The sequence below is a fragment of the Mesorhizobium sp. USDA 4775 genome (assembly GCF_054062655.1).
Map to the genome: position 1 here is coordinate 2,739,480 of NZ_JBSSFM010000001.1, position 14,471 is coordinate 2,753,950.

General features: G+C 63.5%; 15 protein-coding genes. 9 read left to right on the forward strand and 6 right to left on the reverse strand.

Annotated elements, in window-relative coordinates:
* Positions 1 to 11: 11 nt before the first annotated feature.
* The 3 genes from ACVILI_RS13085 to ACVILI_RS13095 form a co-directional block, all read right to left on the reverse strand.
* Positions 12 to 872 carry a S49 family peptidase gene (locus ACVILI_RS13085; protein ID WP_019856934.1) on the reverse strand — a complete coding sequence of 287 codons (861 nt, stop codon included), beginning with the start codon at positions 870 to 872 and terminating at the stop codon, positions 12 to 14.
* A gap of 79 nt (positions 873 to 951) precedes the next feature.
* Positions 952 to 1,767 (reverse strand): tRNA1(Val) (adenine(37)-N6)-methyltransferase, encoded by an 816-nt coding sequence (locus tag ACVILI_RS13090; protein WP_019856935.1) that lies wholly within the window; start codon positions 1,765 to 1,767, stop codon positions 952 to 954.
* Positions 1,767 to 1,991, reverse strand: coding sequence for a putative signal transducing protein (locus ACVILI_RS13095; protein WP_038652321.1), 225 nt, complete (start codon positions 1,989 to 1,991; stop codon positions 1,767 to 1,769). Before ACVILI_RS13095 ends, ACVILI_RS13090 begins: the two co-directional genes overlap by 1 nt.
* A gap of 205 nt (positions 1,992 to 2,196) precedes the next feature.
* Here ACVILI_RS13095 and ACVILI_RS13100 point away from each other — a divergent pair, with 205 nt between their 5' ends.
* The 5 genes from ACVILI_RS13100 (at position 2,197) to ACVILI_RS13120 (ending at position 7,165) form a co-directional block, all read left to right on the forward strand.
* Entirely contained in the window at positions 2,197 to 3,213 is a 1,017-nt protein-coding gene (locus ACVILI_RS13100; RefSeq protein WP_019856937.1) for a polyprenyl synthetase family protein, read from the forward strand.
* Positions 3,214 to 3,322: 109 nt separating this feature from the next.
* On the forward strand, positions 3,323 to 3,991 hold the full coding sequence (locus tag ACVILI_RS13105) for a GntR family transcriptional regulator (RefSeq protein ID WP_019856938.1): 669 nt from the start codon (positions 3,323 to 3,325) through the stop codon (positions 3,989 to 3,991).
* A 187-nt stretch (positions 3,992 to 4,178) separates the two neighbouring features.
* Complete coding sequence (locus ACVILI_RS13110; protein WP_038645355.1) at positions 4,179 to 4,772, forward strand: biotin transporter BioY; 594 nt, start codon at positions 4,179 to 4,181, stop codon at positions 4,770 to 4,772.
* Positions 4,769 to 5,206, forward strand: a complete 438-nt coding sequence (locus ACVILI_RS13115; protein WP_019856940.1) for a DUF1284 domain-containing protein — start codon at positions 4,769 to 4,771, stop codon at positions 5,204 to 5,206. The genes ACVILI_RS13110 and ACVILI_RS13115 overlap by 4 nt, the downstream gene beginning before the upstream one ends.
* A gap of 183 nt (positions 5,207 to 5,389) precedes the next feature.
* Positions 5,390 to 7,165, forward strand: coding sequence for a tetratricopeptide repeat protein (locus ACVILI_RS13120; RefSeq protein ID WP_027046608.1), 1,776 nt, complete (start codon positions 5,390 to 5,392; stop codon positions 7,163 to 7,165).
* 110 nt (positions 7,166 to 7,275) lie between these two features.
* Here ACVILI_RS13120 and ACVILI_RS13125 read toward each other — a convergent pair whose 3' ends face one another.
* Entirely contained in the window at positions 7,276 to 7,737 is a 462-nt protein-coding gene (locus tag ACVILI_RS13125) for a GNAT family N-acetyltransferase (RefSeq protein ID WP_038645357.1), read from the reverse strand.
* A gap of 256 nt (positions 7,738 to 7,993) precedes the next feature.
* Between ACVILI_RS13125 and ACVILI_RS13130 the strand changes: the two genes are divergently transcribed.
* The 3 genes from ACVILI_RS13130 (at position 7,994) to ACVILI_RS13140 (ending at position 12,230) form a co-directional block, all read left to right on the forward strand.
* Positions 7,994 to 8,938 (forward strand): glycine--tRNA ligase subunit alpha, encoded by a 945-nt coding sequence (locus ACVILI_RS13130; protein ID WP_038645360.1) that lies wholly within the window; start codon positions 7,994 to 7,996, stop codon positions 8,936 to 8,938.
* Between the two features lie 374 nt (positions 8,939 to 9,312).
* Positions 9,313 to 11,691, forward strand: coding sequence for a glycine--tRNA ligase subunit beta (glyS, locus tag ACVILI_RS13135; protein ID WP_038645362.1), 2,379 nt, complete (start codon positions 9,313 to 9,315; stop codon positions 11,689 to 11,691).
* Between the two features lie 200 nt (positions 11,692 to 11,891).
* Positions 11,892 to 12,230, forward strand: coding sequence for a hypothetical protein (locus ACVILI_RS13140; protein WP_038645364.1), 339 nt, complete (start codon positions 11,892 to 11,894; stop codon positions 12,228 to 12,230).
* A 77-nt stretch (positions 12,231 to 12,307) separates the two neighbouring features.
* Here the strand turns inward: ACVILI_RS13140 and ACVILI_RS13145 are convergent, their stop codons facing one another.
* Both ACVILI_RS13145 and ACVILI_RS13150 read right to left on the reverse strand, forming a co-directional pair.
* On the reverse strand, positions 12,308 to 12,697 hold the full coding sequence (locus tag ACVILI_RS13145) for a hypothetical protein (RefSeq protein ID WP_027046609.1): 390 nt from the start codon (positions 12,695 to 12,697) through the stop codon (positions 12,308 to 12,310).
* Positions 12,698 to 12,879: 182 nt separating this feature from the next.
* A complete protein-coding gene (locus ACVILI_RS13150) occupies positions 12,880 to 13,281 on the reverse strand; it encodes a hypothetical protein (protein ID WP_051726752.1) in 402 nt (133 codons plus the stop codon).
* Positions 13,282 to 13,497: 216 nt separating this feature from the next.
* Here ACVILI_RS13150 and ACVILI_RS13155 point away from each other — a divergent pair, with 216 nt between their 5' ends.
* Positions 13,498 to 14,451 (forward strand): L-threonylcarbamoyladenylate synthase, encoded by a 954-nt coding sequence (locus tag ACVILI_RS13155; protein ID WP_038645368.1) that lies wholly within the window; start codon positions 13,498 to 13,500, stop codon positions 14,449 to 14,451.
* Positions 14,452 to 14,471 lie beyond the last annotated feature (20 nt).

Consider the following 14,471-nt stretch of genomic DNA (forward strand, 5'->3'; position numbering starts at 1 on the left):
TTGCGCGGTTTTCAAAGCCCGAAGCGAGCCCACAATGCGCGCTCTTCCGCCGCATCGATGACGCCGCTGGCGGCAGCGGCGGCGATATCGGGCGCTGAAAAGCCCTTGCTCGAGCCGAACAGGCCGAAACGGCCGAGGAAACCGCGCGGCGCGGTGATCAGCCTGAGCTGGGTCTTCGCGCCGAACCGGGTCTTCAGCACCGTGCGCATGTCGCCGAGCGCATCGACGAGGCCGAGCTCCAGACCCTTCTTGCCGGTCCAGAACAGGCCGGTGAACAGATCTGGATCGTCCTTCAGCTTCGTGCCGCGCCGCTCCTTGACCAGATCGATGAAGGTTTCATGCACCTCCAGCTGCAGCGCCTTCAGCCGCTCGACGTCCTCCTTCTTCTCGGGCTTGAACGGATCGAGCACCGCCTTGTTCTGGCCGGCGGTGTGGACACGGCGTTCGACGCCGATCTTCTTCATCAGTTCGGGAAAGCCGAACGAGGCCGAGACCACGCCGATGGAGCCGACGATGGAGGAAGGATCGGCAAAAATCTCGTCGCCGGCGACCGCGATCATGTAGCCGCCCGAGGCCGCGACATCCTCGACGAAGATCAGCACCTTTTTGTTCTTTTCAACCGCCAGGTCGCGGATGCGCTTGAAGATCAGCCGCGACTGCACCGGCGAGCCGCCGGGCGAATTGATCGAGATGGCGACCGCCGGCGCATCGAAGGAAAACGCCTTTTCGATGAGGCCGGCCGTCGAGGCCAGCGACAGATTCTGCCGGAACTGACCGCCGGCCATGATCGTGCCATGCAGCCGGATGACCGGAATGGTGACGACGGTGGAGCGCCAGGATTTCGGCAGCAGGCGGTTGAAAAGGCGTTTCACGAGGGCGTGGTCTCCGGTCGATGGGTTGCAGGCATGTAGGGATTTCCCGGCCAACGGCAATGCGGCGGCCAAGAATAGCTCAATCTCCAAACAGCGAGGCGAGACCGTTGGCAATCATTTCGCTTCGCTCGTCGGGGCCGTTGCCCGATTGCGCGTGCAGCATCAAAGGCGGACGGATGGCGAGCTTTCCCCGCGCACCGAGCGCTGCCCGCACGATGATACGGATCGCCGCTGCGTCGGGGCGAGGGTGCACGGCCAGCATCTCGGCATCGCCGAAACGGCCCGACATCGCGTCGAGAATGGCGCCGAGCTGTTCGGGACGCGCGATGACGGCAAGCCCGCCGCGCGGCCTGACCACCGCCGCCGCACTGCGGATCCAGCTTTCGAACAGCCCGTCCTCCATGACATGGGCTTCCTTTCGCAGCCGGTCCGGCGTGGCGCGGTCCCGGGCGGCGTTGAAGGGCGGGTTCATGATGACGAAGTCGAAATCATTGTCGGCCAGACCGACCGCCACCCGGGCCTGGCCTGAAACCGTGACGTCGGCGACGAGCACGGATGCGCGATCGCTGAGATGCGCATTGCCGGGGTGAGCAAGGGTGGCCGACGCGAAGGCGGCCATTTCCGGCGCGCGTTCGACCAGAACGGCCTGGGCAGCCGGGCAGCGCGACAGCACCGCCAGGCCGGCAGCGCCGGCGCCGGCGCCGAAATCGGCGAGACGTCCGCCAAAGACGGACGGCACCGACGCCGCAAGCATCATCGCATCCATGCCGGCGCGGTGGCCGCCATGCTTGGGCTGCACCAGCCAGAACCGGCCGCGATGGAAGGCATCGACCGTATGGGCCGGCGTGTCCGGGCCAAGGGTGTCAAGGGCAGGGGCGGCTGGCGCGGCCGACATTATGTTGTGCGGATCTCGTTGGCGATGCCGGCATCCCTGAGGATGCGACGTGCGGCATCGGCCTGGTCGGCGTCGACCATGACGCGCTTCTGCAAAAGACCGATCGACCCTTCGAGAATGCTCATATTCTGATCGGCGACAAAGCAGGCGATACCGGCGTCGCGCATCAGCGATTCGACGAAGGAGATGATCACGGCATCGTTGGTACGGACAAGTTCTATCATCATATGAAACTCGCAGTTTGCGTCATTGATGTAAACGGGCAGGGGATTTCTGTGGCGGAGCCTCGCTCCCTCCCGTGCCGGTTGACAGGCTGTCGCCGGCGCCGCGCCAATTCGCCACTTGCCGTGGCCGTGTCCGCCGCCCTAGAGTCTGGATAGGGATTAAGGGTGCCGTCGCACGCGTTACAACAAGACGGGAGTGATTGTCGTGGGTGTCGTTCTCAACATCGAAAACGGGAAGCGGGAGCCCGCCTCCATCAAGGATCTGATCGATCTGACGGCGGCCGATATGGGACGCGTCAACGAATTGATCCTGTCCAAGGCCGGCTCCGACGTCGAGATGATTCCGGAGGTCGCCAACCATCTGATCTCGTCCGGTGGCAAGCGGCTCAGGCCGATGCTGACGCTCGCCGCCGCGCAGATGTTCGGCTATGCCGGCGAAGGCCATGTCAAACTCGCCACCTCGGTCGAGTTCATGCACACCGCGACTTTGCTGCACGACGACGTCGTCGACGAGAGCGGCATGCGCCGTGGCAAGAAGACCGCCCGCATGATCTGGGGCAACCAGGCAAGCGTGCTGGTCGGCGATTTCCTGCTTGGCCAGGCCTTCCGCATGATGGTCGATGTCGGCTCGCTCGAAGCGCTCGACATCCTGTCGAGCGCCGCCTCGATCATCGCCGAGGGCGAGGTCATGCAGCTCGCCGCCGCCAAGAACCTTGAAACCACCGAGGACGAGCACTTCGCCGTCATCAAGGCCAAGACAGCCGCGCTGTTTTCGGCCGCCGCCGAAGTTGGACCGGTCATCGCCCAGGCAACGCGTAATGATCGCGCTGCACTGCGCTCTTACGGCATGAATCTCGGGCTCGCCTTCCAGCTCATCGACGATGCGCTGGATTATGGCGGCACCAGCAAGGATTTGGGCAAGAATGTCGGCGACGATTTCCGGGAGGGCAAGGTGACCCTGCCGGTCATCCTCGCCTACCGGCGCGGCACCAAGGCCGAGCGCACCTTCTGGAAGCGCGCCATCGAGGACAATGTCGTCGACGACGCGGGTCTGGAAAAGGCGATCGGCCTGATGACTCGTCACGGCGCCATCGCCGACACGATCGGCCGCGCCCGTCATTTCGGCGAGATCGCCCGCGACGCTCTGGCGCCGCTCGAAGAAACGCCGCAGAAATCGGCGCTGATCGACGTCATCGATTTCTGCATCAGCCGGGTGAACTGAGAAGGCCGACCTTTCGCCGAATTTCCCCTCGCTTTGTACTGGGGAGAACCTTGGCGAACAAGGCTTCGCCGTCTCGACAAGGTGCCTTGCCGCAAATTATCTATAAAACATGGCAAAGGGCACGGACGACACCATCGCGGTGCGCATCAGCAAGGCGCTGGCGGACCGCATCATCTCGGGCGCGATCGAGCCTGGAGCGCGGCTGCGCCAGGATCATGTCGCCGAGGAATTCAACACCAGCCATGTTCCGGTGCGCGAGGCCTTCCGCCGTCTGGAGGCGCAAGGCCTGGCCGTCAGCGAACCGCGCCGCGGCGTGCGCGTCGCGGCTTTTGATCTCGGCGAGGTCAAGGAGGTCGCCGAAATGCGGGCCGCCCTCGAAGTGCTGGCACTGCGCCACGCCGCGCCGCATCTGACGTCAGCCATTCTCGATCTCGCCGAGGAGGCGACCAAGGCAGGCGACAAGTCCCGCGACGTCCGATCCTGGGAGGAAGCCAACCGCGACTTTCACCGGCTGATCCTGGCGCCGTGCGGCATGCCGCGCCTGCTCGCCACCATCGACGATCTGCATGCGGCCAGCGCCCGCTTCCTTTTCGCGGCATGGCGATCGGAGTGGGAAACGCGTACCGACCAGGACCATCGGGCGATCCTGACCGCCTTGCGGCAGGGAAATACCGAATCGGCCGCGGCGACATTGGGTCGGCATGTCCAGTGGATTGGCCGCAAGCCAGTCAAGACGGCGTCCGGCGCGACGCGTGAAGCCTTCGCGATCGTTGGTTGATGCCTGTCACCCAAAGGTGGCCCTCAATTTGGGGCGACATCCACAAAGCAATGGCCTGAAGCACATCGCGACGCAGTTCAGACGCTCTTTGTCGTGGGAAGGCTTGCTATGTCGCGAGAAATGTGGATTCGATAATAGATCGAAAATAGAAATTATCTATAATTTCAAATCGACCGAAGGGACCCTCATGACAGACATCGCATTCACGCCCCGCAAGCCGTCCTTCAGCCCGCTTCGGCTTCAGGACCGCTCGCTCGCCTGGCAGGTCGGAGCCGTCGCGCTTGGCACGCTGTTCCTGGCGCTGTCTTCCTACATCGAAGTGCCGATGGTGCCGGTTCCCGTAACCATGCAGACCTTCGCGGTGACGCTGATCGGTGCGCTCTATGGCTGGCGGCTTGGCGCGGTCACTATCGCGGCATGGCTTGTCGAGGGCGCTGCCGGCTTTCCGGTGCTGGCTGGAGGTGCCGCCGGCGTCGCGCATTTCGTCGGGCCGACCGGCGGCTATCTCTTCGCCTTCCCGATCACCGGCGCCCTGGCCGGCTGGCTGGCCGAACGCGGCTGGAACGGCAACAGGGTGGTGCTTGCCTTTGCCGCCATGCTGCTCGGCAATCTTGCCTGCCTGGTGCTCGGTACCGCATGGCTTGCCGTCATGATCGGCACTGAGAAGGCCATCACCTTCGGCTTCCTGCCCTTTATTGTCGGCGGCTTGCTGAAGTCGGCGCTTGGTGCGGCGACTCTGATGGCACTTCGCGGCGGCAAGGCGAAGCCGGCCAATCCGTGACGATCAGGCTGCGCGCCCATCATCTCCTTTGCCTGCTCACCTATGTGGGCAAGGGATACAGCCCCGCCTTCACCGTTAATTATGACGTGATCGCGGAGCGCCTGAGCGGGGGCGAGGATATCCTCCTCGTTTCCGGTCCTGACGACATCTGCGCGCCTTTGCTCGACGGGCCGGAGCCGCATTGCCGCAACGAGAGCGTCGTCGAACGGGACCGGCTTGCCGCACGCGATGTCGGGGATGTTCTGGCCCTGCCAATCCAGCCCGGCGTCCGCCTCGATCTCGACGAGGCAATCCTGGCGCGGCTGCGACAGGCGTTCTCCGTTGGTGGCGTGCGCAAGGCTTGCGGCGGCTGCGAGTGGAGCGAGCTGTGCGGCGCGATTGCGGCCGGCGGCTTTGCCGAGACGAAGGTGCGGCGGCCCATCGTGCAGGACTGACCTTGACGCCGGCTTTTCCCCAGTCGAAAATCACCTCCAGCTATGGTTTGTTAATCGGCTGCCTCGATTGTGAATTTCAGGCGGATTGAAGCGCGACCCCAAAAAGGCCATGCTTTGCCCGGAAAGATCGAGTCTACGTCGATCCCGCTGACGCGGAGATGGCGCCTGGCTGAAAGGGATACGATGCAGCAAGGACGTGCGCGCTGGCTGACAAGGCTGGCAATTGTGACGGGCATGGCGATTTCGGCTTTGCCGGCCTATGCCAAGCAATCCACCGAACCGGTCAAGATCTCGTCGTTCTCGGGCGCCTATCTGGCAGCCCGGATCGCCGAAGGCGACAACGACCTCGACAGCGCCATCGCTTACTACAAGCAGGCCCTGGCCTTCGATCCGAGCGACACCGGCCTGCAGCAGAGCCTGATGCTGTCGCTGATCGCGCAAGGCCGCTTCGACGAATCCCTGGTCTATGCCGACAAGCTCAAGGAAGTGCCCGATGTCGAGCGCTTCTCGCGCCTGGCGCTGGCCGTCGATTCTTTCCACAAGAAGGATTTCACCAAGGCACAGTACTGGCTGAAGCTGTCACTGGAATCCGACCTCGACCGGCTGATCTCCGGCGTGATGTCCGGCTGGGCCGAACAGGGTGCTGGCCAAGCCGGCGACGCGATGGCTTCGATCGACAAGCTTCAGGGCCCGGACTGGTTCGGCCTGTTCAAATCCTTCCACCGCGCCCTGATCGCCGATGCCTCCAACATGCCCGAAAAGGCCGAGGCGATCTACGCCGCGACGATGCAGGATACCGCCGCCGGCGGTGCCGCGCCCGAAACCTGGATGCGCAACGCGCAGGCTTATGCTTCGTTCCTGGCCCGCAAGGGCGACAAGGCCAAGGCGATCTCGGTGCTCGACCAGGCCGAGGCGTTTTCGCCGGGTAAGCTCGAAATCGTCGCCTTGCGCGACAGGATCAGCAAGGGCGACAAGATCGCGCCCTTCGTTTCCGGTCCGTCCGACGGTGCTTCCGAAATCCTGCTCGACCTCGCCACCGCGCTCAACCGGGGCGGCGGCGAGCCGTTCGTTCGCCTTTACCTGCAATATGCGCTCGCCCTGCGGCCCGACAGCGACGCGGCTCTCGTGCAACTCGCCGCCGTCGCCGAGCAACTGAAGGACGGCGAGGGTGCCATAGCGCTCTATCGGCGGATTCCCGATTCTTCGCCGCTGAAGGAGCTTTCGGACCTGCAGCTTGGCCTCAACCTTGCCGATCTCGACCGCCATGACGAGGCGATCACTCATCTGAAGGCCTTCGTCGAAGCTCATCCCAACGACATGCGCGCCTATCTGGCGCTTGGCGGGGTCTATTCCTCGAAGGAGGATTTCCGCTCGGCCGCCAACCTCTACGACAAGGCCGTCGAGGCGCTGAAGACGCCGACCGCTGCCAACTGGAACATCTTCTACCAGCGCGGTATCGCCTATGAGCGGCTGAAGGAATGGCCGAAGGCCGAACCGAATTTCCGCAAGGCGCTGGAATTGCAGCCGGACCAACCGCAGGTGCTGAACTATCTCGGCTATTCCTGGGTCGACATGAACACCAACCTGAAGGAAGGCCTGGCGATGATCCAGAAGGCCGTCGACCTCAGACCGAGCGACGGTTACATCGTGGATTCCCTGGGCTGGGCCTATTTCCGCCTCGGCCGCTTCGATGACGCGGTGCGCGAGATGGAACGCGCCGTATCGCTGAAGCCGGAAGATCCGGTTCTCAACGACCATCTCGGCGACGCCTACTGGCGCGTCGGCCGCAAGCTGGAAGCCACCTTCCAGTGGAATCAGGCCCGCGACCTCAAGCCCGATCCCGACGTGCTGGCCACCTTGCAGCAGAAGCTGATGAAGGGCCTGCCGCCGATCGAATCCAACACGGCGCAGGAGACACCCAAGGTCAAGCCCGAGCCGGTGCCTGTCCCGAAGGGCTGAGATCGGATGTTTGAATGCGAACGGGGCTGCTTTAGGAGCCCCGCTTTCGTTTCCAGTCTAGGGCTGTTGAGATTCAGGTCAGGCCGGCATCACCTGAATATCAGCAGACCCTAGAATAGCCTCCGGTAGACGACGAAGCCGGAGCGCTCGCCGACCTTGTCGTAGAGCTTCATCGCGGTCTGGTTGGTTTCGTGCGTCAGCCAATACACCCGTCCGGAGCCGGCGGCCTGCGCCCGCCCATAGACGCCTTCGATCAGCGCCCGGCCTATGCCTTTGCCACGCGAAGCCTCCGTGGTGAAAAGATCCTGCAGATAACAGTTCGGGGCGATCGCCGTCGTGCTGCGGTGAAAGAGATAGTGCACAAGGCCGAGGAGCTTTCCCTCGCTTTCGGCCACCAGCGCATGGACCGGTTCATAGGCATCGAAGAAGCGCGACCATGTCATCGCCGTGATTTCGCTCGCCAGCGCCGTCTCGCCGTAGCGGCCATAAAATGCGTTGTAGCCGTCCCACAGCGGCAGCCACCGATCGAAATCCTGTCGCGTGACCAGGCGGACGATGATGGAACTCGGCATGGCTGGACCTATCGTCGTTGATGTGGACTGTAGGAACGAACAGACCTCAGGCCCCCGAGGTCGGCAATGGGCCAGCCCTCGGCAAACCTTCAACACCGCGCGGCATACCCATGGAGGCTCGCATCCGGCGTGCCCTTGCTTGACGCTTCGCCGCCGTGTCTCTAGGACGTGCCGGCAAGAGCGTGATCCCGAAAAGTGGATACCGGAAAAGATCATGCTCGAGGATAGGCTCTAGCCTTTGCTGTCGAGGCCACCCGTGACGATTGAAATCCCTGCCCATATGCACCCCAGCCGCTCGTTCCAGGGGCTGATCCTGACCTTGCACAATTACTGGGCGGCCTATGGGTGCGTCATCCTCCAGCCCTACGACATGGAGGTCGGCGCCGGCACGTTTCATCCGGCAACGACGCTGCGCGCGCTCGGTCCAAAGCGCTGGAACGCCGCCTATGTCCAGCCCTCGCGCCGCCCCAAGGATGGCCGCTATGGCGAGAATCCGAACCGGCTGCAGCATTATTACCAGTACCAGGTGATCCTGAAGCCGAACCCGCCGAACCTGCAGGAACTCTATCTCGGCTCGCTGGCGGCGATCGGCGTCGATCCGCTGCTGCATGACATCCGCTTTGTCGAGGACGACTGGGAAAGCCCGACGCTCGGCGCCTGGGGACTTGGCTGGGAATGCTGGTGCGATGGCATGGAAGTCTCGCAGTTCACCTATTTCCAGCAGGTCTGCGGCATCGAATGCGCGCCGGTGGCGGGCGAACTTACCTACGGGCTGGAGCGGCTGGCCATGTATGTTCAGGGCGTCGACAATGTCTACGACCTCAACTTCAACGGCCGTGAGGGTGCCGACAAGGTGACCTATGGCGACGTCTTCCTGCAGGCCGAGCAGGAATATTCGCGCCACAATTTCGAATACGCCAACACGGCGATGCTGCTCAGGCATTTCGAAGACGCCGAGGCCGAGTGCAAGGCACTGCTCGAGGCCGGAGCGCCGGCGTCGAACGACAATCTGCCGATGCACAAGATGGTCTTTCCGGCCTACGACCAGTGCATCAAGGCCAGCCATGTCTTCAACCTGCTCGACGCGCGCGGCGTGATCTCGGTCACCGAGCGGCAGAGCTACATCCTGCGGGTGCGCAACCTGGCGAAGGCCTGCGGCGAGGCGTTTTTGAAGACGCAGGCGGGTGGATTGGCTGCCTGAGCTTCAGGCAGACCTCATCGTTTCGAGGGAAGCGTTGATCGGTGACAGGATCTGGCCGCTCGGGCCAGCCATTGTCCGCAATGCCTGCCGAACACCCGGCATCGAGAAGGCGCCATGGACCTGCGCGGTGAAGCAGGCGCTGAGCGCGAGAATCTGCAGAAGTCTGGATGCCGTTTTCATGGTCGTTCAGCCAATAGTTCCCTGCCTGAGCGTGGGTCGCTTCAGCGCTGCGTTCGGTTCATGGAAATCTTTGATCCAAGGACGGACTGGGGTGCCGCGTCCCGACAGGGCAGCCAAAATTTCCGGAAAGGGTGACAGCGGCCAGCCGAGTTGCTATGCCCCGCCCGGACCACTCTCCCGCATGAGCTGACCCTATGCCCGACCTGCTTCTAGAACTTCGCTCCGAGGAAATCCCCGCCCGCATGCAGCGCAAGGCGGCGGGTGATCTCAAGAAGATGCTGACCGACGGTCTGGTCGAGGCGGGGCTGACCTATGAGGCGGCGCGCGAATACTGGACGCCGCGGCGCCTGACGCTCGACATCAGGGGCCTGACGGCGCGCTCGAAGGACATCCGCGAAGAGATCAAGGGACCATCGACGACGGCGCCCGAGCAGGCGGTCCAGGGGTTCCTGCGCAAGGCGGGGCTGTCCTCGGTCGCCGAGGCGCATGTCCATTCCGACCCGAAGAAGGGCGACTTCTATGTCGCCCACATTTCGAAGCCGGGCAGGGCGGCCGAAGAGATCATCGCGGAACTGGTCCCGGGCATTATTCGCAATTTCCCCTGGCCGAAATCGATGCGCTGGGGGCCCGCCTCGGCCAAGCCAGGCTCGCTGCGCTGGGTGCGGCCGCTGCAATCGATCCTGTGCACCTTCGGCCCGGAAACCGAGGAGCCGGTCGTGGTCGATTTCGAGATCGACGGCATCCGCTCCGGCAACATCACCTACGGCCACCGCTTCCTGGCACCGGGCGAAATCACCGTACGCCGCTTCGACGATTATGTGAGCAAGCTGGAAGCGGCAAAGGTAGTGCTCGACGCCGACCGGCGCAAGGAGATCATCCTTGCCGACGCCCGCAACCTCGCTTTCGCCAATGGGCTCGATTTGGTCGAGGATGAAGGGCTGTTGGAGGAAGTGTCCGGTCTCGTCGAATGGCCTGTCGTGCTGATGGGCGAGTTCGAAGAGGATTTCCTCGCCATTCCGGCCGAGGTGATCCGGCTGACCATCCGCGCCAACCAGAAGTGCTTTGTCACGCGCCCGCAAGGTGAAGGCGAAGCGCTGTCCAACCGCTTCATCCTCACCGCCAACATCGAGGCCAGGGACGGTGGCAAGGAGATCGCACACGGCAACGGCAAGGTGGTGCGCGCCCGCCTCTCCGACGCGCTCTATTTCTGGACGACCGACCAGGGCGATCTGCCTGATCTGGGCCGGCTCGAAGCCACGGCGAAAAAGTTTGACCTCGACCTGAAAAAGCCGCTCGACCAGCGCATGGCCCGGCTCGACCATCTCAATGTGACGTTCCACGCCAAGCTCGGCACACAAGGCGAGCGGGTGGAGCGGATCAGGCGGCTCGCCGAAGAACTGGCGCCGACCGTCGGTGCTGACCCGGCTCTCGCCGCTCGCGCGGCGGTTCTCGCCAAGGCCGATCTCACCACTGAAGTCGTCGGCGAATTCCCCGAATTGCAGGGCGCCATGGGCCGCAAATATGCGCTGCTCCAAGGCGAGCACCCGTCCGTGGCCGCGGCCATCGAGGAACATTACAAGCCGCAAGGCCCGTCCGACTACGTGCCGAGCGATCCGGTGTCGGTCGCCGTCGCGCTTGCCGACAAGCTCGATACGCTGGTCGGCTTCTGGGCCATCGACGAAAAGCCAACGGGGTCGAAGGACCCGTATGCTCTGCGTCGTGCGGCGCTGGGCGTGGTGAGGACCATTCTGGAAAACAAGCTCAAGCTTTCGCTGGGCGTTGCCATTGCGGCCGCGGTCTCGTCGGCCCTCGCTGTATACAAACAAAAAGGCGAGGGCGCAGACAGCCGTGGCGTGGTCGCGATGCTCGATTCCCGCATTCGCGATTACAAGGGGACAAGCCAGCTGTTGTCGGAAGCAGGCCTGATTTCCAACTTGTTGAAAGGCGGGCTGGCCAACGCAAGTGCAGAAACTTTTGGCTCCGCCGATCAGGAGCGAGAGTTCTTCGATGGCCAGCGTCTGATGGAGCTGAATACATCGCTGTCGCCATTCATCGCCGACCTCGTTGCCTTCTTCCACGACCGCCTGAAAGTCTACCTCCGCGACCAGGGCGCCCGACACGACCTCATTGACGCCGTCATCACCCCACAGTCCGACGATCTCTTGCAGATCGTCCGCCGCGTCGAAGCGCTCGGCTCCTTCCTCGACACCGAGGACGGCAAGAACCTGCTTGCCGGCACCAAGCGCGCGGCCAACATCCTGGCCGCCGAGGAGAAGAAGAAAACGGCTGTCGCCGAAACCGTTGAGCCGGCTCTGTTCAAGGAGAATGCCGAGAAATTGCTGTTTTCGGCGGTGAATCAGGCCGAGAAGCAAGCCGGCGAAGCGATTCAAAACGAAGACTTTTCCGCCGCCATGCTGGCGCTTAGCGCGTTGCGCGAACCCGTTGATTCATTCTTTGAGCATGTTCTCGTGAATGATGAGGACTTGTCCGTACGTGCCAATCGTCTGGCGCTGCTCGCTCGCATCCGTGCGGCCACCGGTCAGGTCGCGGACTTCGCGAAAATCGCCGGCTGAGTAGCATGATCCAAAAAAGTTGGTGCCGGTTTTCTCGGACAAACGGTTTTCGTTTGTCCGGCGATCATGCTCAGATAAAAAGGCCGCAGGCCTGAGAAAAATAATATCTGCGAGCCGGCCGTTCGAGCCGGCTTACAGTCATATGACGATGATCTCTCCGTGGCAAAAGGGACATGTTCCCCAACCCAACGGAGGCTTCCATGAATTCCGATCACGACATCGAAGTGACTGAAGAAACCTCGGCCGCCGCCGAGGCGCTTGAATCCGCTTCCGAAACCGTCCTCGACCATGCCGGTGCGACGGCGGTCGATGCCGCCGATCACTCTGACGACGAGGAGGATGGCGACGAAGAAGAAGGCGACGACGAAGACGAAGACGGCGAAGAGTCTGACGAAGACGGCGCTGAAGCCGCCAAGCTCTCGGGCGATGACGACGAAGACGAGGACGATGCCGACGACGCCGTGAAGGCCGAAGGCGACGAAGAATCCGAAGACAGCGCGTCAGAGGAAGACGAGGACGACAAGGAAGAAGCGGCCTGAGATTTCAATCCGGCTCTGTCGAGAAGAAGGGCGGCGCATCGGCGCCGCCCCTTTTTATCCGTCTTCCCGGGCGCTTGTCAGTTCTCCAGGATGCTGACGCGCACGCTGTCCTCGTAGACGTCGACCTGGATCAGCGGTTCGCCATTGACGATGGCGCGCTTGGTCGACGAACTCATCGCGCCGGGACGTTCCAGCATGCGCTGCAGATCGGCGCGCTGGTCGTTGGTCCTGAACCAGGCATCACCCTCATCGTCGCTGTCGCGGCGATGGAATTTGTGCCAGTTGGCGCGGTCCTGCCGCACCATCTGCGCGGCGCTGTCCAGCGCATAGCCGTCGCTCGCCTGATGATCCCGATCGGAAATGCGCGCGACATAGGACCCCAGCATGTCATCGGCTTGCGCTGTACCGGCGCCCAGCAGCGATGCCAGCAGAAGCCCGGCCACGGTAACGGTCTTGGATAGTCTCATGATCAACCCCCTTTGAAACGACGAAGCTCGTCTGCCAGAGCCACCCCTTTTCCTGAATCGCTTGACCAAATTCAGGCGGCGGCTTCGAGCAGCCAGATATGCCGGCACGAACTCGCGCGACAATGGTGCGCAGGGCACCATCAAGCTGTCAACGAGCTGACTAGTTCAGCAATTCGTGGCCGCTACTTGACCTTGCCGACCCCGGGAACGGGCTTCGGTGCGGCTGCCGGTGCGGCCGGCTTCCTCTGCGTGCCCGACGCCGGAGCCGCCGAGGCGGTCGCCTGGGCCGGGGCAGGAGCCGCGGCGGTGGTCGCGGCTGGTGCCTTGGCTTGCGTCGGCGTCGAGAAATCGCCGCCGACGATGCCGCCGCGGATGATCATCGGGCTTGGCATGAAGCCGTGCCGTGCCTCGGGCGCGTTGGGGATCGCCGCCACCTTCTCATAAGTGACGTCGGGCTCGCCGAGCGCGACGACGGACACCACATCGCTTGCCTTGATATCAGCCGCCTTCAGCACCAGGATGGAGGGCGTCGCGGCCGGGGCGGCGGGAAAGACCAGGGACGAGGCCTGAGCTCCGCTGGCCATCGTGGCCAGAGTTATTCCCAGCAATACACGCACAGACACTGATATAGCTCCCCTTGCCCAGAAGCTGCTCAATAGCAGGCCGGAATTGATGCCGGCTTTCGCACAAACATAGCATTTTAGGGATTGATAAATCGCCAAGACCCTCTCTTGCCGAACAGCCGGCTTGCCCAACAGCCGCCATCGTACTACGCAGCCGGCATCTGCGAGGTGACGAGAGTGGCTGAGATACTTGCCGTCGGCGAGGCGTTGGAGCGGGCGCTGGCTTTGCTAGAGGGCGGCGATGTCGTCGCCATCCCGACGGAAACCGTCTACGGGCTTGCCGGCGATGCCACCAACGGCATCGGCGTGGCGCGCATCTTCGAGGCCAAGGGGCGGCCGCGCTTCAATCCGCTGATTGCCCATGTCGCCGACATGGCCATGGCCGAGCGCATCGCCCTGTTCGATCCGCTGTCGAAGAAACTCGCGCAGGCGTTCTGGCCGGGTCCACTGACGCTGGTGCTGCCGCAGCGGCCTGGCAACGGCATCCATCCGCTGGTCACGGCCGGGCTCGACACGATCGCCTTGCGCATGCCGAGGGGCTTTGGCGGCAACCTGATCGCAAAGCTCGGCCGGCCGCTTGCCGCGCCCAGCGCCAATTCTTCCGGCAGGATCAGCGCGACGACGGCACAAGCGGTGGCGGCCGATCTCGGCGCCCGCATCAAGCTGGTCGTCGATGGCGGCGCGACGCCGGTCGGGCTGGAATCGACCATCGTCAAGGCCGAAGGGGCAGGAGTGCGCCTACTCCGGCCCGGCGGCATTGCCGCCGAGGAGATCGAGGCGGCCATCGGCATGGAGCTGTTGCGCGGTGGAGGGGCGGGCATCGAGGCGCCAGGCATGCTCGCCTCGCACTATGCGCCAGGTGCTGCCATGCGGCTCAATGCCGGAATGGTCGGCGAGGGCGAAGCGTTGCTCGGCTTCGGCGGCAACCGGGCCGAAGGCTGGCGCAATGCTACAGCCTTCCTCAACCTGTCCGTATCAGGGGACCTGCGCGAGGCGGCGAGCAATCTTTTCGCCTATATGCAGGCACTCGATCGCAGCGGCGCGCGTACCATCGCTGTGGAGACGATTCCCTTCGGTGGGCTCGGCGAGGCCATCAACGACCGGCTCTCGCGTGCAGCCGCCCCCCGGTGACAACGCACACCCCACAACAT

What these genes read in the sequence shown, in the direction of transcription:
- ACVILI_RS13145 (WP_027046609.1), bottom strand. Translation starts at nt 12,697, where the DNA reads ATGAGACTATCCAAGACCGTTACCGTGGCCGGGCTTCTGCTGGCATCG.
- ACVILI_RS13090 (WP_019856935.1), bottom strand. Translation starts at nt 1,767, where the DNA reads ATGTCGGCCGCGCCAGCCGCCCCTGCCCTTGACACCCTTGGCCCGGAC.
- ACVILI_RS13140 (WP_038645364.1), top strand. Translation starts at nt 11,892, where the DNA reads ATGAATTCCGATCACGACATCGAAGTGACTGAAGAAACCTCGGCCGCC.
- ACVILI_RS13125 (WP_038645357.1), bottom strand. Translation starts at nt 7,737, where the DNA reads ATGCCGAGTTCCATCATCGTCCGCCTGGTCACGCGACAGGATTTCGAT.
- glyS (WP_038645362.1), top strand. Translation starts at nt 9,313, where the DNA reads ATGCCCGACCTGCTTCTAGAACTTCGCTCCGAGGAAATCCCCGCCCGC.
- ACVILI_RS13110 (WP_038645355.1), top strand. Translation starts at nt 4,179, where the DNA reads ATGACAGACATCGCATTCACGCCCCGCAAGCCGTCCTTCAGCCCGCTT.
- ACVILI_RS13095 (WP_038652321.1), bottom strand. Translation starts at nt 1,991, where the DNA reads ATGATAGAACTTGTCCGTACCAACGATGCCGTGATCATCTCCTTCGTC.
- ACVILI_RS13120 (WP_027046608.1), top strand. Translation starts at nt 5,390, where the DNA reads ATGCAGCAAGGACGTGCGCGCTGGCTGACAAGGCTGGCAATTGTGACG.
- ACVILI_RS13150 (WP_051726752.1), bottom strand. Translation starts at nt 13,281, where the DNA reads ATGGCCAGCGGAGCTCAGGCCTCGTCCCTGGTCTTTCCCGCCGCCCCG.
- ACVILI_RS13105 (WP_019856938.1), top strand. Translation starts at nt 3,323, where the DNA reads ATGGCAAAGGGCACGGACGACACCATCGCGGTGCGCATCAGCAAGGCG.